The sequence below is a fragment of the Amycolatopsis acidicola genome, from assembly GCF_007713735.2.
Classification (GTDB): domain Bacteria; phylum Actinomycetota; class Actinomycetes; order Mycobacteriales; family Pseudonocardiaceae; genus Amycolatopsis_E; species Amycolatopsis_E acidicola.
Map to the genome: position 1 here is coordinate 26,426 of NZ_VMNW02000048.1, position 18,415 is coordinate 44,840.

General features: G+C 69.5%; 16 protein-coding genes. 7 read left to right on the forward strand and 9 right to left on the reverse strand.

The features are described 5' to 3' along the window. Positions 1–61: 61 nt before the first annotated feature. Positions 62–1,330, forward strand: a complete 1,269-nt coding sequence (locus FPZ12_RS27275) for a cytochrome P450 (RefSeq protein WP_144749386.1) — start codon at positions 62–64, stop codon at positions 1,328–1,330. A 21-nt stretch (positions 1,331–1,351) separates the two neighbouring features. After that, positions 1,352–2,887, forward strand: coding sequence for an aldehyde dehydrogenase family protein (locus tag FPZ12_RS27280; protein ID WP_144749388.1), 1,536 nt, complete (start codon positions 1,352–1,354; stop codon positions 2,885–2,887). Here FPZ12_RS27280 and kstR read toward each other — a convergent pair. Continuing rightward, positions 2,867–3,493, reverse strand: a complete 627-nt coding sequence (gene kstR, locus FPZ12_RS27285; protein ID WP_144749390.1) for a cholesterol catabolism transcriptional regulator KstR — start codon at positions 3,491–3,493, stop codon at positions 2,867–2,869. The genes FPZ12_RS27280 and kstR overlap by 21 nt on opposite strands. Positions 3,494–3,506: 13 nt before the next feature. Further along, positions 3,507–4,148, reverse strand: a complete 642-nt coding sequence (locus tag FPZ12_RS27290) for a TetR/AcrR family transcriptional regulator (protein ID WP_144749392.1) — start codon at positions 4,146–4,148, stop codon at positions 3,507–3,509. A gap of 163 nt (positions 4,149–4,311) precedes the next feature. Between FPZ12_RS27290 and FPZ12_RS27295 the strand changes: the two genes are divergently transcribed. Together FPZ12_RS27295 and FPZ12_RS27300 are read left to right on the forward strand one after the other, a co-directional pair. Further along, positions 4,312–5,316, forward strand: a complete 1,005-nt coding sequence (locus tag FPZ12_RS27295) for a Rieske 2Fe-2S domain-containing protein (protein ID WP_144749394.1) — start codon at positions 4,312–4,314, stop codon at positions 5,314–5,316. A gap of 18 nt (positions 5,317–5,334) precedes the next feature. Next, positions 5,335–6,435: an NAD(P)H-dependent amine dehydrogenase family protein gene (locus FPZ12_RS27300; RefSeq protein ID WP_144749396.1), complete on the forward strand. Its 1,101-nt coding sequence runs from the start codon at positions 5,335–5,337 to the stop codon at positions 6,433–6,435. Here FPZ12_RS27300 and FPZ12_RS27305 read toward each other — a convergent pair. Next, entirely contained in the window at positions 6,419–9,337 is a 2,919-nt protein-coding gene (locus tag FPZ12_RS27305) for a carboxypeptidase regulatory-like domain-containing protein (protein WP_144749398.1), read from the reverse strand. The genes FPZ12_RS27300 and FPZ12_RS27305 overlap by 17 nt on opposite strands. A 107-nt stretch (positions 9,338–9,444) precedes the next feature. Between FPZ12_RS27305 and FPZ12_RS27310 the strand changes: the two genes are divergently transcribed. Next, positions 9,445–9,948, forward strand: coding sequence for a MarR family winged helix-turn-helix transcriptional regulator (locus FPZ12_RS27310; protein WP_144749400.1), 504 nt, complete (start codon positions 9,445–9,447; stop codon positions 9,946–9,948). 246 nt (positions 9,949–10,194) lie between these two features. On the opposite strand, the gene FPZ12_RS27315 is transcribed toward FPZ12_RS27310, so the two are convergent. Genes FPZ12_RS27315 through FPZ12_RS27330 form a run of 4 tightly spaced genes read right to left on the reverse strand, consistent with a single transcriptional unit; the run spans position 10,195 to position 14,220 of the window. After that, positions 10,195–10,593 carry a Zn-ribbon domain-containing OB-fold protein gene (locus FPZ12_RS27315; protein WP_208026027.1) on the reverse strand — a complete coding sequence of 133 codons (399 nt, stop codon included), beginning with the start codon at positions 10,591–10,593 and terminating at the stop codon, positions 10,195–10,197. A gap of 5 nt (positions 10,594–10,598) precedes the next feature. Next, positions 10,599–11,777 (reverse strand): thiolase C-terminal domain-containing protein, encoded by a 1,179-nt coding sequence (locus tag FPZ12_RS27320; RefSeq protein WP_144749404.1) that lies wholly within the window; start codon positions 11,775–11,777, stop codon positions 10,599–10,601. Further along, entirely contained in the window at positions 11,774–12,937 is a 1,164-nt protein-coding gene (locus FPZ12_RS27325) for a CaiB/BaiF CoA transferase family protein (protein WP_144749406.1), read from the reverse strand. Before FPZ12_RS27325 ends, FPZ12_RS27320 begins: the two co-directional genes overlap by 4 nt. Next, positions 12,934–14,220, reverse strand: a complete 1,287-nt coding sequence (locus FPZ12_RS27330) for a CaiB/BaiF CoA transferase family protein (protein WP_208026028.1) — start codon at positions 14,218–14,220, stop codon at positions 12,934–12,936. Before FPZ12_RS27330 ends, FPZ12_RS27325 begins: the two co-directional genes overlap by 4 nt. A gap of 141 nt (positions 14,221–14,361) precedes the next feature. Between FPZ12_RS27330 and FPZ12_RS27335 the strand changes: the two genes are divergently transcribed. Together FPZ12_RS27335 and FPZ12_RS27340 are read left to right on the forward strand one after the other, a co-directional pair. Beyond that, positions 14,362–15,252: a TIGR03619 family F420-dependent LLM class oxidoreductase gene (locus tag FPZ12_RS27335; RefSeq protein WP_144749410.1), complete on the forward strand. Its 891-nt coding sequence runs from the start codon at positions 14,362–14,364 to the stop codon at positions 15,250–15,252. A gap of 30 nt (positions 15,253–15,282) precedes the next feature. Next, entirely contained in the window at positions 15,283–16,098 is an 816-nt protein-coding gene (locus FPZ12_RS27340; protein ID WP_144749412.1) for a FadR/GntR family transcriptional regulator, read from the forward strand. A 238-nt stretch (positions 16,099–16,336) separates the two neighbouring features. On the opposite strand, the gene FPZ12_RS27345 is transcribed toward FPZ12_RS27340, so the two are convergent. Together FPZ12_RS27345 and FPZ12_RS27350 are read right to left on the reverse strand one after the other, a co-directional pair. Further along, positions 16,337–17,512, reverse strand: a complete 1,176-nt coding sequence (locus FPZ12_RS27345; RefSeq protein WP_144749414.1) for an NAD(P)/FAD-dependent oxidoreductase — start codon at positions 17,510–17,512, stop codon at positions 16,337–16,339. Next, positions 17,509–18,294: an SDR family NAD(P)-dependent oxidoreductase gene (locus tag FPZ12_RS27350; protein WP_144749416.1), complete on the reverse strand. Its 786-nt coding sequence runs from the start codon at positions 18,292–18,294 to the stop codon at positions 17,509–17,511. Before FPZ12_RS27350 ends, FPZ12_RS27345 begins: the two co-directional genes overlap by 4 nt. Between the last annotated feature and the right edge of the window lie 121 nt (positions 18,295–18,415).

The window sequence follows — 18,415 nt, forward strand, 5'->3', positions numbered from 1 at the left end:
GTATGCGCCCCGGCCGTCCGATCCTTGTGCGCCGGCTCCCATACAGGTAACGTGCTCTCGTATGGTTTCCCACCCTCTACCTGGGACTTCGACTCCAAAAGTAGAACGCGTTGCCGCGATCCCGGCCGGAACGGACTTCGCCGACCCGGACCTGTGGCTGGAGAGGACACCCGCCGGGGAGTTCGCCACGCTGCGGCGGACGGCCCCGCTCTGGTGGAACGCGCAGTCCGGCGAGGACTGCATCCCTTACCACGACGGCGGTTTCTGGGTGGTGAGCAGACACGAGGACATCCGGGAGATCTCCCGGAACCCCACGCTGTTCTCCTCGAACCGCAACGGCTCGATCATCCGCTACCCCGGCGTGCTGACCGGCGAGACGTTCGAAGCCACGAAAACCATGCTGGTCAACATGGATCCGCCGAAGCACACCCGCACGCGCGGGATCATCAACAAGGGGTTCACCCCGCGCGCCGTGGAAAGCCTGCGCTCGGCGCTGACCGAGCGGGCCGAAGCGATCGTCCACAAAGCACGGAAGGAAGGCGGGGGCGACTTCGTCGAGCAGGTCGCCTCCGAGCTGCCGCTGCAGGCGATCGCCGAACTGCTGGGCGTGCCACAGGACGACCGGGCCAAACTGTTCGACTGGTCCAACCAGATGCTGAACTTCGACGACCCCGAGTACGGCGACCCCGTGCTGGCCTCGGCGGAAATCCTCGGCTACGCCTGGCAGCTGGCCGAGAGCAGGCGGGAAAACCCGGCCGGGGACATCGTGTCGAAACTCGTCACCGCCGACGTGGGCGGCGAGGGGCTCACCTCCGACGAGTTCGGGTTCTTCATGATCCTGCTGACCGTCGCCGGGAACGAGACCACCCGCAACGCCACCACGAAAGGCATGAAAGCCTTCGTGGACAACCCGGAGCAGTGGGAACTGTACAAAGCGGAGCGCCCGAAGACCGCGCCCGACGAGATCGTCCGCTGGGCCACCCCCGTCATCGCCTTCCAGCGCACCGCCACCGAGGACCTCGAAATGGGCGGCCGGGAGGTCAAAGCAGGCCAGCGGCTCGCGCTGTTCTACAGCTCGGCCAACTTCGACGACGAGGTCTTCGAGGACCCGTTCTCGTTCGACATCACCCGCGATCCCAATCCCCACCTCGGTTTCGGCGGGACCGGCGCCCATTACTGCGTCGGCGCGAACCTGGCGCGGCTGCAGCTGGAGCTCATCTTCACCGCCATCGCCGACGTGCTGCCGGACCTGAAGCAGGTGGCGGAGCCCGAGCGGCTGCGGTCGAGCTTCATCAACGGCATCAAGCACTGGCAAGTCAGCTACGAGTAGGTCACCGCCGAGGAGAAACCCATGGCCATTGTCGAACCGCTGGCCGAGACCGCCGACGGGCACCGGAGGCTGCGCCTGCACAGCCCGGTGGACCGCCACAGCCTCGGCGAAATCGCCGTGAGCACCAAGTCCGATGTGGAGGGTGCGCTCGAACGTGCCCGCGCCGCGCAACCGGCCTGGGCCGCGCTTCCGGTCCGAGAACGGGCCGGGATCGTGCGCCGCGCCATCGACGTGCTCGTCGCCCGGCGCGAGGAGATCGTCGAGACGATCCGGGACGAGACGGGCAAACCGCGCGCCGAGGCGCTGGCCATCGAGATCGTGCCGTCGTGCGATTTCCTCAACCACTGGAGCAAACGCGCGCCCGGTGACCTCAAGGACGGGCGGCGCCGCACGCACGGCTACATCCGCCCGATGAAGAAGCTGTACGTGCACCACCAGCCGCTCGGGGTGGTCGGGGTGATCACGCCGTGGAACGCGCCGTTCGTGCTGTCGCTGAACCCGGTCGCGCAGGCGCTGCTGGCCGGGAACTCCGTGGTGCTCAAGCCATCCGAGGTCACCCCGCGCTCCGGCGAATGGGCGGTGCGCGTGCTGCACGAGGCCGGTGTGCCGGAGGACGTCCTGCAGGTCGTGCACGGGGACGGGAGCACGGGCGCCGCGCTGGTCGAAGGCACGGTGGACAAGGTGTGCTTCACCGGGAGTGTCGCGACTGGACGGTCCATCGCCACGGCGTGCGCGCGGCGGCTGATCCCGTGCACGCTGGAACTGGGCGGCAAGGACGCGATGATCGTCTGCGCCGACGCGGACCTCGAGCGGGCCGCCGCGGGCGCGGTGTACCTGTCGATGTTCAACACCGGGCAGGTCTGCCTCAGCGTCGAACGGATCTACGTCGTGGACTCGGTCGCCGACGAGTTCATCCGCCTGGTGCAAGAGAAAGCCCAAGCCGTCACCTACGGCGAGGGCGACCACGACATGGGCCCGTTGTTCTCCGACCGCCAGCCCGACATCGTCAACCGGCATCTCGCCGACGCCCGGAAGAAGGGCGCCACCGTCACGGTCGGCGGCGTGCAGGCCGGTGGCGAGGGCCTGTACTTCCAGCCGACCGTCGTCGTCGACGCCACGCACGAGATGGACCTCATGCGGGAGGAGACGTTCGGGCCGGTGGCCGCGATCATGCGCGTGGCCGACGAGGACGAGGCGATCCGCTGGGCCAACGACAGCGAATACGGACTCGGGGGAAGCGTTTTCACCCGCGATGGCGCCAAAGCGCGGCGCATCGCGGCAAAGCTGAAGACGGGATCGGTGGTGCAGAACGACGCCGCGGTGATCTACGGCGTCGCGGAAGCCCCCTTCGGCGGCCGCAAGAACAGTGGCGTGGGGCGGGTCAACGGCACCGACTCCCTGCTCGGTTTCACCCACGTACAGCCGGTTCTGCTGTCCCGCGGGCGATCGCGCAAGGAAAGCCTGTGGTACCCCTACACCGCGAAAACCGTGCGGAACCTGGACGGGCTCGTGCGCCTCGGCTTCGGCAACCGCCTGCTACGCCGGCTGCTGTCCTAGCGAACGCGAGCCGCCGACGAGCAGTTTCACCGACAGCTCAAGGCGTTCGGCCACGTCCTTCGCGGTGGCGCGGTGGGTGATCCAGGCGACCAGGTTCGACATCCAGACGTCCGCGATGAGCCGGAACACCGCCCGCTCGCGGCCGCTGGGCCGCTCGATCCGGATCGCCTGCGCGAACATGTCCTCCATCAGCCGCCCGACCTGTTCCACCTCCGTCGCCGCGCTGGTGTCGGCGAACAGGAACGAGCGCACCATCGCCTCGGTCAGGTCCGGGTTGCGTTGCATCATCAGCGTGTTGCGGTTCAGCACGAAGATCAGCCGCTCCGCGCTGGTGTCGCCGGGGATCACGCCGCGGCCGAACTTCTCGCGCGCGTCCTCGAACTCGCTCGCGAGCGCGGAGACCAGAAGGTGGATCTTGGACGGGAAGTACCGGTACAGCGTGGCCAGCGCGACGTTCGCGCGCTCGGCCACCGTGCGCATCTGCATCGCGTCGTACCCGCCACGGGACGCCACGGACAGCGCGGCGTCGATGATGCGGCGGCGGCGCTCTTCCTGGCCGGGGGGCACGGGTTTCCCGGCGGTCTCCTCGATCGGTCCGGCAGCCACGAATCCCCGCTTCCTAGTCCTGGTTTCCCGGGCCGGCGAGCATCCAGCGCAGATGCAGGACCAGCTCGCCGACGACGGCGTCGGGTGCCCTGTCCCGGCCCGAGCTCACCCAGTCGGACAACCAGATCTGCAGCGCCGAGGCGATCATGCCCGCCGCCACCCGGGGCCGGATGCCCCGCAGTTCCCCGTTCGCGACCGACGCTTCCACACCGCGGGCGATCATGTCCAGCCCCGCGCCCCACACCGTGCGCTGCACCCCGTGCCCGGACTCGGCTCCGGCCCAGCCGGCACCAGCGCGGATGCTCAGTTCGAGATAGGCGTCTTGCCGCGTAAGGAAAAGCGCGACGGCGGCAACCCCGGCGAGAAGCCTTTCCAGCGGTGAGGAGACCCCGTTGGTCGCCGGTTCCACTTCGGCCAGCAGGGCTTCCATCCGGTCCGCGTGCAGGGCGTCCCAGATCTCCGCCTTGCCCGCGAACGTCTTGTACACCGTGGCGAGCGAGACCTCGGCCGTCTTGGCGATCGCGTTCACCCTCGTGTCGGCGAACCCCGCCGCGGCGAACTCGTGCTCCGCCGCGGCCAGGATCCGCTGGCGGTAAAGGGATCTGCGCGCGTCCCGGATACTGCCCGCCACGGCGGGCTCCCCTGCCGTGCCCATCGGCTCCTCCTCCCGGCTGGTCGCTGTTTCTGCTTCTGTTGTGTCCCACTGTTCCCGCCCCGGACGCGAGCGTTGTGGCCGCAGCGGGCCCTGTGCTAGCTTCGTCCAGAATCGCGATTCTGTAAAGCAGAAGCACGGTTACCCGTGGGAGCGGAGGGTCCGAATGGCCAAACCGCCACTGTCGATGAAACCGACCGGCTGGTTCCAGGTCGCCTGGTCCGCCGAGATCGAAGTCGCCACCGTGCGCCGGATGCACTACTTCGGCCGCGAGCTCGTCGCGTGGCGCGGCGAATCCGGCGCGGTCACCGTGATGGACGCGTACTGCGAGCACCTCGGCGCGCATCTCGGCTACGGCGGCACCGTACTCGGGGACAGAATCCAATGCCCCTTCCACGGCTGGGAGTGGAACGCGGCGGGCCGCAACGTCTGCATTCCGTACGAGCCGCGCCCCAACCTGGGCCGGAAGATCACCACCTACCCCGTCGCCGAGCGCAACGAAGCCGTCTACATCTGGCACGACGCCGAGGGCGGGGAACCGTACTTCGACGTCCCGGACGTGTTCACGAGCTGGGACGACGGGGCCCGCGCCGCCGGGTACCACCCCGCGTACCCCGGCTCCCTGCTGCTGCGCGAAGGCCTGGAGCTGCATCCGCAGTACGTCCTGGAGAACGGCGTCGACTTCGCCCATTTCAAGTACGTCCACAAGGTCCCGATCGTGCCGATCTTCACCCGGCACGACTTCGGAGGCCCGGTGTCCTATGTGGACTTCACGATCAGCTTCGACGGCTCCGCCGCCAGCGCCGACGAGATCGACAGCGGCGTGCACGCGATCAACGCCGGCCTCGGCCTGGCGGTCACCAAGAGCTGGGGCATGCTCGACAACCGGACGGCCACGGCGGTCACCCCGGTCGACGACAGCACGTGCGACGTCCGGTTCTCGGTGTGGATCGGCAGGCAGCCGGGCGTGTCCGAGGAGGAGTCCGGCGCCATCGCGCGACGGCAATCCCAGGGCGTCGTCGATCAGTTCCTCGCCGACGTCGAGATCTGGTCGCACCAGCGCTACGCCGACCCCGCCGCGCTCGCCCGCGGCGAGTACGCCGGGTTCACCGCGCTGCGCGAGTGGGCGCGCCAGTTCTACCCGGAAACCCTTGCCACGCCGGCACGTTGAACCTCAGGAAGGTGCGCCATGAACTCCGCCCCCGACCGGCCGGTCCGCGTGTTCCAGGTGGCCAGCGGCAACGTCGGCACCGAGATGATCAAGCGCATCGGCCGCCACCCCGACCTCGAGCTCGTCGGCCTGCACTGCTATTCGCCGGAGAAGATAGGCCGCGACGCCGGTGAGATCGCGGGGCTGGCGCCGATCGGCGTGCGCGCCACGGGAACCATCGCGGAGATCATCGAAGCGCGGCCGGACGTCGTGACGTTCCACGGCGTTTTCCCGGACGAGGCGTTGTACGAGAAGGTGCTCGAAGCGGGGATCGACATCGTCACGACGGCGGACTGGATCACCGGCCACCACCGCGACCGCAACCATCCGCACCCGTCGGGGAAACCGGTCAGCGAGGTGCTCGCGGACGCGTGCCGCCGCGGCAGCTCCACCTTCTACGGCACGGGGATGAACCCGGGCCTGAACCAGATCCTCGGCGTCGTGCACAGCGCGGACGTCAGCGAGATCGAGAACGTCACCACGATCGAGTCCGTCGACGTCTCGTGCCACCATTCGGCCGAGACCTGGCGCGAGGTCGGCTACGGGCGCCCGGTCGGCGATCCGGACCTGCCCGCGATGCTGGAGAAGTACACGCGCGTCTTCGGCGACGCCGTCTACCTGATGGCCGACTGCTTCGGGCTGGAGCTCGACGACGTCACGTTCTCCGCCGAGCTGGGCGCGTGCACGAAGGACGTGGATCTCGGCTGGTACCGCTTGCCGAAGGGCTCGCTGGGCTCGAACTACCTGAAGTACCAAGGGATCGTGGACGGGGTGCCGCGGATCGAGACCCATCTGGAATGGCAGATGACCCCGCACACCGACCCGAAATGGGACATCAAGGGCTGTTACGTCACGAAGATCCAGGGCGACCCGTGCATCTACAGCAAGCACCAGGTGCTGCCCAAGCCCGGCACGGATTTCTCCAGTGTGGAGGCCTTCGCCTCGATCGGGATGACCGTGACCGGGCTGCCCGCGCTCAACGTGATCCGCTCCGTGGTCGCGGCGCCGCCGGGCATTCTCACGAGCGCGGACGTGCCGCTTCGCGGGTTCGCGGGCCGCTTCGCTAACAGCGGTGCTTGAGTTCCACGTCGAGGGTGACACGCTCCGTCTGCCGCACCCGGAGCGGATGCCGGACAGCGTGAAAGCCGCTCGCCGTCACGGTGTACCGGCCGGGCCGCATTTCCGGGATGCTGTAGTGGCCCGAGTGGTCGGTGTCGGTGGTGGCGATGAGCGTGCCGTGCAGGTCCCGCACCGTGATCCGGGCCCCGGCTACGGGACGCCCGTCGGACTGGGTGCTGGCGTAGCCGGTCAGCGTCACCGCGCGAGTCAGGCGCACGTCCTCGTGCCCGGGTTTTCCTTCCGGCACAACGACAGTGCGTGCGGCGGGAAGGTACCCGGCCGCCGAGACCGCCAGGTTGTACGGACCGGGCGCCACACCGGCGAGGGTGAACCGGCCCGCTGAATCGCTGCGGGTGGACGTCGCGACCACGCCGGTTTCCGCGACCAGTGAGACGTTCGCGCCGGCCACCGGCCGGTCCGCGGTGATCGTGCCGGTGAGCGCGACGGACGCGACGAGCGTGATGTCGTAGATCTCCGGCCCCGCGGTGAGTGTGACGCGGGAGGCACAGGCTTCGTGCCGCGGCGCGAGGGTGATCAGCAGGTAGGTGCCCGCGGCCGGAACGGCAAGGCTGTATTCGCCGCGCGCGTCGGTGTTCACCTTGCCGAGCTGCCGCCCCGAGGTGTCGACGAGCGTGACGGTCGCGCCCGCGAGGGCCGCGCCCGTGCTCTCACGGACCGTGCCCTCGACGGCAAGCCCGCTGACGGCGCGTTTGCGCGGGGGCAACGCGACGGGCGCCGCCGCGACGAGCTCGGACAGCAGCTGCCACAGGTGCAGCAGCGGATCGTGGGCGGGATGGTCGTTCCCGGCTCCGGTGAACAACGCCGCGTCGGCGTCCGCCAGGTGCGCCCGCAGCTGCTCCGCGGGCTCGTGCCGGTGGCCGGGCGCGGTCAGCACTTCCGCCAGCCCGGTGCAGGTGCTCGCGAGCGCGGTGCCCCCGTCGCCGAGCCCGGGCGCGGGAGCCGCCTCGTGCATCGCCGCGGCCAACGCCCGTCCATAGTGGACAGAAGAGGCGAACAACGTCAGCCGATGCCGGGCGAGGCGCGGATCGTTGTTCCACAACAGCTTCCGGGTCAGCGGCGCGGCGACAAGGTACAGCGAACGCAGCCGGTCGTCGAGCGTGCGGGCCAGCACGTCGAGATCCTCGGCCTGCTGCCCGCGAAGCCGCTCCGCCGTGGCCGTGAGAAGCGCGGCGAGGTCGGTCAGCAGGTCCTTCTGCACCGCGCGGACCACGTCCCGCGTGCTGAGCGGGGTCATGGTCAGCGCCACCAGGAACCCGATCGTCGCGCCGATCGCGGTCTCCTCCAGCCGGAGCACGAGCAGTTCGGGGGAAAACTCGTTGAGCACGCTGTAAAGCTGGGAAACCAGGATCGTGATGAAGAAGATCATGAACGCGTAGCTGGCCTGGATCAGGTACAGCCCGCAGAACATGCTCCCGGTGATCACGACCAGGATCCACGCCGTGTGCCCGGCCGTCAGATGCGCCAGCCCGATCCCCGCGCCGAGCCCGACCAGCGTGCCCAGCACCCGGTTCACCGCTTTGACGAAGGTCTCCGAACGCGTCGCCGTGCCGGCGAAGGCGACGAACGCGGCCAGCACCGCCCAGTAGTACCGCGTGCTCGACAGTTCGCGGCCGACCAGGATCGCCAGCCCGCCCGCGATCGCGACCTGGATCGCCTGGCGTGACGTGAGATCCAGCCGCGACAGCGGCCCCCACTTCCCCCGGGGCCGCACGTCGCCCGCCACCGCGGCGGATCCGGGCAGCATGCCCCCTGAGACGAGGCCCACGACCGGCTCGAACTCCGGGTCCGCCTCGCCCGTGACCACCTCGGTGAACCGCCTCGTGACCGCGACGTACTCGGTCACCGCGGTCCCGAAGTGCCGGGCAGCCCACCAGGAACCGCCTTCCCGTTCCCCGGCACGCTCCAAAGTGGACAGCAGGACCCGCGCGGCCGCGTCGGCTTCCTCGTACTCGCGGCGCGACACCTGCCCGGCGATCGCGGCCGCCTTCGCCTTCACCCGCGGATCACCGCCGAGTAGCGCCTTTGCCGCCGTCGCGAGGTCCTCGATCGCCAGCTGCGCGTTGACCAGGTGCCGTCGCAGCGCCACCGCCGACCAGCCCTCCGGCAGCGCGCCCGGCTCGGCCGACCAGGCCTCGATCACCAGCGCCGTCTCCGCCAGCCGGTTGCGGCGCGCCTGGACGCGGCGCTGCCAGCGGTCGGCCTGGCGCTCGTCGATGTCGCCCAGTTCGGCACACACCCGTGCCACGGCCCGCACCCGGGCGCCGAACGCGCGCACCGTGCGGTTGAGCGTGCGCCGGGTGTTCGTCCGCAGGATCGTGACGGACAGCAGGTACACCCATAGCGTCGAGACCGCGGCGTCGGCTAGGAGCCAGGGCAGCATCTCCACCGTCGCGTGCAGGAACGACGCGAAGAAGTAGCCCATCCAGAACATGAAGCCATAGAAGAAGAACGCGGGCCCGAACCGGCGCACGAACACGGCGGCGAACATCACCAGCACGAACACGCCGAGCATCACGTCGACGTCGCTGGCGACCAGGGTGCCGAGCACCAGCCCGAGCCCCAGCGCGACCGGGAAGAACACGGCTGTGCGGGCCTTCACCCAGGGGCCGCCGCTGGTGAGCGCCATCGCGCCCATCAGCGCGAGGACGGCGCCGAGCAGCATCGGGATCAGCGGCCCCGTCGCGCCCAGGTCCTGCAGGTGCGCGAAGAGGTATTCGACGCCGAGCGCGGTGATCATCGCGAACGCGGCCGAGGTGGCCTGCCGCAACCGGATCAGCCCCGGGTCGGCGGCGACGCACCTGTCCCTCAGCTGGCGAAACGAAAACCGCGGCCCGGTGGCCATCCACACCCTCTCCCGGCCGGCGCCCGGAGATACCCCTCTGGTCTCGATCCGGCGACACCGGCGAACTCGTACAATATCGGTATCATACCGGTATTGGAGTGGCGGAGATGACCCGGGATCGCGATCAGTGGTGGACCGACGACGGCGTCGACGCGCTCGACGTGATCGAAGTGCAGACGGCGGTCATCGCCCGCAACCTCGAACTGCTGCGCCGGCGCGGCGACATTTACGGCGAACTCGACAAAGCGAGCTACCTGCTGATGCGGACCCTCGACGCGATCGGCCCCGCCGACATCGCGACCCTCGCGGCGAAACTGGGCCTCGACCCGTCGACCGTGGGGCGGCAGGTGACGGCCCTCCGGGCGCACGGGCTCGTCGAACGCACCGCCGATGCCCAGGACCGCCGCCGCGGCATCGTCAGCGCGACCGCCGAGGGCCGCGAACTGCTCGCCCACACCCGGGTGCAGCGGCGGGAGCGCACCGCGGAACTCCTCCACGGCTGGCACCAGGACGAGCTACACGCCCTGGGCGCGATGCTGACGAAGTACAACCGCGCCGTAGCCCGTGACTATCTCCTGTCCGCTCCGGACGAAACCGCCGAACCCGGCTGAGCATCCCTCAGTGTGATCGGTTCGGCCGCACCAAGTCGAACGGCCTGTAGCCCACTCCCTCCGGCTTCCAGTGCGCGCGGCCCGACGCATCACTTCCCCGGTTCCCGGTGGGCCCCGCGGCATCAGTCCCCCGGTTCCCGGTGGGCAAGGACAGCGGCATCAAGGCTTCCGACCTGCAGCGGGCAGGCCCCGCGGCGTCGCTGCTCCCGGCTTTCACACAGCTAGACCGTGGCCAGACCTAGGGCATCACTCCCCGGGCTCCCAGTTGGGCAGGACGGCACCGTCGGGCAGCCGGTCGAACCGGATCCGCATCGGCTGCCCAGCGGCGAGTTCCGGCTCCCCGGGAAGCCGGCCCGTCAGCCGGGTGCCCCGGGGCTGGCCCGCGACATCGACCACAACCACGGTGTAAGGCACCGGGAAGGCCGGATGGACCTGGTGCTTGACGACCGTCCAGGCGTACAACGTGCCCCGGCCTTCGACAGCACGCCACTCGCTTTCCCATGAGCCGCAGGCGAAACATGCTTGCCTCGGCAGGTGCAATACCTGCGCGCATCTGACGCAGAACTTCAGCACCAGCACGCCCCTCCGGGCCGCGGCGAAGAACCCGCTGGTGTCATGATCGTCCTCGACGGGAAGCAGGCCCACGCTCATCACCCCTTCACCAGCAGCAGCGCGGACGTCCCGGGAGGAGGCGCGGACGTCACCAGGCTTACCTCCGCGCCCTCGACCTGCGACGGTGAGGTACCCCGTAGCTGCCGGACACCTTCGAGGACGTGGTTCATCCCGTGGACATAGCCCTCGGACATGTTCCCGCCCGCGGTGTTGATCGGCAATGTGCCCCCACGCCGCAGAGCGCCGCTCTCCGCGAGCGGACCGCCTTCGCCCTTGGCGCAGAACCCGAAATCCTCCAGCTGCAGCAGGACCGTGATCGTGAAGCAGTCGTAGAACTGGGCGACGTCCACATCGGACGGACCGAGTCCGCCACGGGAGAACAGCGTGCCCGCCGCCGTCGCCGAAGGCGTGACGGTGACGTCGGGCCGTTGCAGCATCGGGTACATCACGCCCGGTTGCACCCGCGGCCCGGTGGATTGGGCGACCGCGCGGATCAGCACCGATGGCTGCGGTGAATCCCCGGCTCGTTCGGCCGCCGTCACAATCACGGCACACGCCCCGTCGGTCTCGAGACAGAAGTCGAAGAGCCGCAGCGGCAGGGAGATCGGGCGCGCGTCCGCGCAGTCGTCGAGGCTGAGCACCCTGTCGTGCATCTGCGCCGCCGGGTTGCGGTTCGCGGCCTCCCGGCAGGCGACCGCGATGTGCGCCAGCGCTTCGTGTCGCGTGCCGTATTCGGTCATGTGCCGTTGCGCCAGCAGCGCGAAGAACTGCCCCGGCGTGACGAGCCCGTACGGCGCGAAGAACTCCTCGTAGCTGCCCTTGCCCCCGACCCGGGCCGCCGGGTCCGCCGTTCCCTGGCCGAAGCGGCGTCCGGACCTGCCGTTGAGCGCGCGGTAGACGAGCACCGTCGTGGCCTGGCCCGAAAGGATCGCGGCGACGGCCTGCCCGACCATCGCGCACGGACCCGAGCCGCCCGGCCCGGTCTGCCCCCAGTAGGTCAGATCGGGAACGCCAAGCGATTCGGCTATGCCGCCGTACGTCACGAGATCGTGATCGCAGGAGACCACACCGTCCACATCGGACGCGGTCAGCCCGGCGTCGGCCAGCGCCGCTCTGGCCGCCTCCGTGGCGAGCGAGAGCTCGCTACGGCCGCTGTCCTTGGAGAACTCGGTGGCGCCGATGCCGGTGATGGCGCACCCGTCTCGCCGCCAGCTCATGTCCCGAGCACCTCCTGCGTGTGCTCCCCCAACCTTGGCGCCCGGCCCGGCCCTGGCGAGGCGAAGGCGCTGAACCAGAACGGGCTGCCAGGCTGCAACGCGGGCTCACCGCCGCTCTGCTCCACTTCGACGAAGAAGCCGCGCGCGGCCAGGTGCTCGTCACCGAAGAGTTCCTCGGGGGCGTTCGTGATCCCGATCGGCAGCCCCCGCCGCTGGCCCTCGTGGTACGCGGTGTCCCCGTCCAGCAGGAGAAAGAACACCTCGACGAGGTCCTGGATGTGCGAGAAGTTCGCCTGCCGGTAGGCCAGTTCGCCGTACTCCGGCTGCACCAGGTCCGCGGCCAGCCCCAGTGAATCCATCCAGTCGACGAGAGCCTGCCACGGTTTCCGGTCGGCGAGGATGAGCGCGAAGTAGACCCACCGGCCGTCGGCGCATTCGAACAGCGCGGGCTGGGTCGGCGTGGGCTGGGCGTGCCGGCACGTCTGCCGCCGCACGATCGCTTTGGGGTAGAACCAGAACGGGTTCGCCAGTTCGCCGCTGACCGCGAGCGCGGAGTGCATCGAGACATCCACGACCTGTCCGCGCCCGGACCGCCTTCGTTCCAGCAGCGCGAGCAGCAGCCCGGTGTGCGCGAAGCTCGCCGCGGTCGCGTACGCCTGGTTCCCGCCCGGCCGGATCGGCGGGATCGAGTGGTCGTCGTACCCGCAGGAGTTGAGCGGACCGCCGAGGGCCAGTGCCACCAGATCACTCGAGCGGTAGTCCGCCCAGGGCCCATCCAGCCCGAACGGCGTCACCGCCAGCACGATGAGCCGCGGATGCGCCTCTGTCAATGCCTGCGGCGAACTGCCTGCCGCCGCCCGCCCCATGATGAGGATGTCCGCTCCCTCGAGGAGTCCGGCCAGCGCCCGTTGCCCGTCCTCAGTGGACTCATCGAGGACAACACTGCGTTTGCTCGTGTTGTACCAACGGTAGTGCAGGCTCGCCTCGGCGTCGGCACGGCCGGCGGCGAAGGGCCCGATCCGTCTGCTCACGGCCCCGCCGGGCGGCTCCACCTTGATCACTTCGGCACCCTGGTCGGCGAGGAGCTTTCCGGTGTACTCCCCCGCTGAGTCGGCCGACAATTCGACGACTTTCAGTGCGGCATAAGGGTTCGCGCTCACAGGACTCCCTCCGCGACCAACTCGGAGACTTCGCCGGCGGACATGCCGAGCAACTGGGTGCACACGTACTCGTTGTCCTCCCCCAGCAAGGGCGCCGAACGCCAGTTGTCCTGCTCGGTCCGGGAGAACAGCACAGGACTCCCCTCGAACCGTGCCTCGCCGATGACCGGGTGACCGAGTTCGAAGAACGTGCCGCGGTGTGCCAGCTGCGGATCCCGTTCGTCGAGGTCCTGGGAGTTCTGCACGGCGCCCGCCGCCACCCCGGCCGCCTGCAGCAGATGCATGGCCTCGTGCGCCTCCCGCTCGCGAGTCCACGTCGCGAGATGCTCATCCAGCGCGTCCTGGTTGGCACAGCGCGATTCCTGTGTGGCGAAACGCGAATCATCCGTCCACGCAGGACGTCCGAGCGCCGTCACCAGCGCTGCCCAGTCCGCGTCACCGAACACCGCGATCGCGATCCAGCGATCGTCCCCGGCGGCCGGGTACACACCGTGCGGCGCCGCCCTCGGGTGCTCGAGCCGGTTACCGGAGGGGAACCCGGGCCGCCGGGTGACGGCCCCGTTCACCCCGACGTCCAGCAGGTCCGGGCCGAGCAGGTTGATCCCCACCTCGAGCGCGGACACGTCGATCAGGGTGCCCTCTCCGGTCATCTCACGGTGCAGCAGGGCCATCAGGATCGCCGCCGAGTTGTAGTAGGCGGCCTGGTTGTCCATGTAGGAGAATCCCCAGCCACTCGGCTCACGGCCGGGGAGCCCGCTGATGTGCGTGAGACCGCTGACCGCCTGGATCACCGGACCGTAACTGCGGTATTCGGTGTGCGGCCCGCGGTGGCCGTACCCGCTCATCCGGGCGAAGATCACCTCGGGACACAGCTCCCGCAAGTGCTCGTAAGTGAGCCCCCAGCGTTCCATCACGCCCGGCGCGAAGTTCTCGGTGACCACCGAGGATTTCGCGATGAGCCGCTCGGCGATCTCCCGCCCGCGCGGGGTGCGCATGTCGATGGTGACGCCGAGCTTGTTGCGGTTGTAGTTGTTGAAAAGACCACCCTTGTCCGGGTCGGGGTTCGGATCCTCCTCGCCGTAGGTGCGGACCTCTCCTTTGTAGAACGGGAGCCGGCGCGGCATGTCCAGGCGGGTCCGGTCCTCGATCTTCACGACGTCCGCACCGAAATCGGCGAGCATCCGGGTGGCGACGGCGCCCACGCCCATCCAGCAGAAATCGGCGACCAGCAGCCCGGCGAGCGGACCACGGCGCCGCCTCGGCGCACGACCGTTATCCGGCACCTCATCACCCCCTTCTCTAATCCTCATGAGGAATATCACCAGCCTATGGCCGGCCGCGAGCACTGTCAACCCTCATGAGGAATTCCTTCCGTTCGCGTAGAGTCCCGTCCACCGGACACTTTCTTCGAAAGGTGCACACCGATGACGGATTCCTGCCGGGTCAGCATCAGCGCCTACGACGTGCACGCGGCCGACTTCGCGGAACTGGCCGCCGCCGCGGACGAATGCGGGTTCGACACGCTGTGGCTCGGCGAGCACGTGGTCACCCCGGCCGGCGCCACCGAACCGCATCCCACCCGCGAAGGCCAGCCACAGCACCATTCCGGTCCGCTGGTGGACCCGGCCGTGCGCCTGCCCGACCCGATGACGACGCTCGCCGCCGCGGCAGCGCGGACACGCCACATTTCGCTCGCGACCGGCGTGTACCTCGTGCCACTGCGGCATCCGCTGGCCACCGCCAGAATCGCCGCGACGGTACAGGAAATCGCCGGCGGACGATTCCTCCTCGGCGCCGGAGCCGGCTGGCTCGCCGCGGAGTTCGAAGCACTGGACATCGAGTTCCGCGGCCGGTTCAGCCGGCTGGAAGAATGCCTCGAGATCGTCCGATCGGCCTCGGATGGTGGCTGGTTTTCCTTCGCCGGTCAGCATTTCCGGTTCGGCCCGGTCCAGGTTTCGGCCAACCCGGTACGGATTCCGCTGGTGCTGGGCGGGAACTCCGGACCCGCGCTGCGCCGGGCCGCGCGGCTGGCCGACGGCTGGCTCAGCTCGGGCACACTGGACTACGAGACGGCCGCCAGGCTGCGCGACCAACTCGCCGCGGCCTGCACCGCGGAAGGCCGCACGACGTCATTGCGCTGCTGGTTCCGGATCGAACGGCCGGACCCGCGGCTGGCCCGCAGGTTCGCGGCCGAGGGAATGACCGATCTGGTGGTGTGGGCCGATCAGGTGTGGCGTGGCGCGGACAAACACGCGCGTCTGGCGGAAGTGGCCGGGGAGCTGGGGCTCGTCCGGTATTCTCAGGAGCAACGGTAGCATCGCCCGATGGGCGCGAAGGGGGCTTCGATGAGCGGACCGCCGGCGGACGAGGACGACGGGATCCCGATCGTCTACCACCCCGGCACGGTGTTCCGCAGCACCCAGCTGGAAAAACCGATGTTCACCCGGCGCACCCCGAAATCCTCGGAGACGGCGGCGGCCGCGATCGTGGATGACATCGTCGCCTACGCCCTGCGGGCGGGCGACAAGCTGCGCAGCGAGGCCGAGATGCTCGCCCACTACAACGTCAGCCGCGAGACGCTGCGGGAAGCGCTGCGGCTCCTCGAAGTCCAAGGGCTGATCCAGATCCGGCGGGGCCCGGGTGGCGGTCCGGTGGTCGAACCGATCAACGCCGCGTACCTCGCCCGCACCGCCACGCTGTACTTCAAACTCAGCGGCGCCACCTACGACGAACTGTTCGACACCTGGCAGATCCTGGAACCCCCGCTCTCCGCGAGGGTCGCGCGGCTGCCCGACCGGGCCCGCAAGCAGGAGGCGTTCGCGCCGTTCCTGGACTACGACCCGGACCGGCACGGGCGGGACGAGGTGTTCGAGGACCTCAACAACTTCCACGCCGTGATCGCGCACCTGAGCGGGAACCGGGTGCTGACCCTGCTGACCCAGGCGGTCACGCACATCGTCACCGACCACGTGCTGGAGAGCATCGACCCGATCGCGGAAAGCGCGCACATGCTGCATTCGCACACCGCGATCGCGGAGGCGATCATCGCGGGCCAGCCGCGCAAAGCCGCGTCGCTGATGGAGGACCACATCGGCACGGTGGTCGGCAGTTACCGGGAACGCTGGCCGGAGCTGCTGAAGGAGACGATCGAGTGGCGCTAGCGAGGGTTCCCGGCAGTTCCCGGTAATGCGGGTACGGCTGGTCTGCCGACACAGCTGAACAAGGTGGCGACGCCGGTCTTGCGTTGTCACGACAGGGCGATCGTGTCGAGTGGCGGTGGCTCGGCGGTGCTCGAGGCGAGAAATGCCGTGTCCGACAGCGTTTCGCCGCCAGCAGGCGCCTTCTCGAAGGCGGCTATGGATCCTGGGCGGATGCGTGAGCGACCGTTCGCGACTTGGTTCAGGCCAGGGGAATCTCCGACCTGAGCGCGTTCGCGGCCACGAGCGCGCGGTAGCGGGCCAGTGGCTTGGGGGCACCGAACCCGGCCACGCCGACCAACCGCTCCCCCGAGAAATAGCCGGCGACCGTGCCGCGCACCGGACCGCCGGTGAAACCGTCTCCATGCAGTGGCACCACTTCGTCGGCCAGTTCGGGCCGTCCGAGCACCTGGATCTTGAGCCCGAACTGATCGGACCACACGTACGGTACCGCGGGCGCCGGAGGCTTCACTCGCGCGATATCGGCGGCGACCATCGCGGCCTGGTCCGTGACGCTGGTCCAGTGCTCGTAGCGGAAATGCTTACCGCGCAAGGGATCTGCCCACGCTGCCACGTCGCCGACAGCCCACGTCGCTGGCATTCCGAGAACTCGCCCCCGCTCGTCGCACCTTAAGCCCGCGCCCGCGTCCACCCCTGTTTCGGCGAGCCAGTCCACCGCGGGCGCGGCCCCTACGCCGACGAGCACGACGTCCGCCATGAGTCGGGTCCCATCCGCGAGCTCGACGGTGGCGGCATCTGCGAAGCCCGAAAGCCGGGCGCCCAGCCGCAGATCGACCCCGGCTTCGGTGAGCAATCTGCCGCAGAGGGCCCCGGCCTCCGCCCCGAGCGCGCGTGCGCAGGGCACCTCGAGCGCCTCCAGCACAGTCACCTCCATCCCGCGAGCACGGGCGGCACTGGCCACCTCGGCACCGATGAAACCGGCGCCGACGACGAGCAGCGAACCGGCGCCGGCCAGCGCGGCGCGCAACGCCAGCGCATCGTCCATCGTACGCAACGCGTGCACCCCGTCCGGCTGGCCTGGCAACGTCTTCGCTTGCGCCCCCGTGGCGACGACGACCGCTTCGGCAGCCAGCTCCGTGCCGTCGGCTAGCTCCACGACGCCCTCACGCCATCCCACCGCGGGCACGCCCAGGCGCGCCCGCACATCCAGCCCCGCCAGCTCGCGGAAGCGGGCGCGTTCGGGCGGCCAGTGTCCGGTCAGGATCTGTTTCGACAGCGGCGGGCGATCGTAGGGTGCGTGCGGCTCCGCGCCGGCGAGTGTGATCTCGCCGCGATACCCGGCCCCGCGCAGCCGCGCCACGGTACGCACCCCACCGAGCCCCGCGCCGACCACGACGACACCTCGCGGCGGCTTCACCACAAGGATTCCCCTCCGTCCACCACGAGATTCGAGCCCGTCACGAAGGACGCCGCCGGCTCCGCCGCGTAAAGCACGCCACGAGCGACATCGGCGGGCAGGCCCGCCCGGCCGAGCGGCGCCAGCTCCGCGCCGAGCTCCTCCGCGCCGGGGTTGTTCGCCAGCGCCATGGGCGTGACGACGAGCCCTGGTGAAACCGCGTTGACCCGGATACCGAGCGGAGCGAGCTCGTATGCGGCCACGCGCACCAGCTGGTTGAGCCCCGCCTTCGTCGTGGAATACGGCAGCGTGCCGGGGCGGGTACCCTGCGCGCGGATAGAAGACACCACGACGATGGAACGGTTGCCGGACGGCCTGTCCCGCATGAGCCGCGCGGCCGCCTGGGCGCACCGGAACGTCCCGGTGAGGTTCGTGTCCACGATGCCCTGCCAGTCCTCGTCGGTGACGTCGAGGAACTCGCGGAAGATCCCGTAGCCGACGTTGGCGACGAAGATGTTGAGCACCGGAAGCTCCGCGGCGAGGCGGTCGAACAGACCGTCCACACCGGACCGGGTGGCCGTGTCGGCCACCACGGTCTCCACCCGTTGCTCCTCCCCCGCCTTGGCACGCAACCGGGTCGCCGCTTCGCCCAGTGCCGCCTCGTCGCGTGCGGCGAGCACCACGTGGGCCGATTCGGCGACGAACAGCTCGGCGATCCCGAAGCCGATTCCCTTGCTGCCGCCCGTGATCACCGCCCACTGGCCGGACAGCCTGCCGGCTCCCGGCGCGCTGGTTGCCGGCATGTCGGGCCTCCCTTCGCTCGCCTCGACCTCCAGCAAGATAAACCTCATGAGGAAAGAGCGCAAGCGCGATAAACATCATGAGGAATCTTGACGGACTGTGTCCCGTGCCACTACCGTCGCT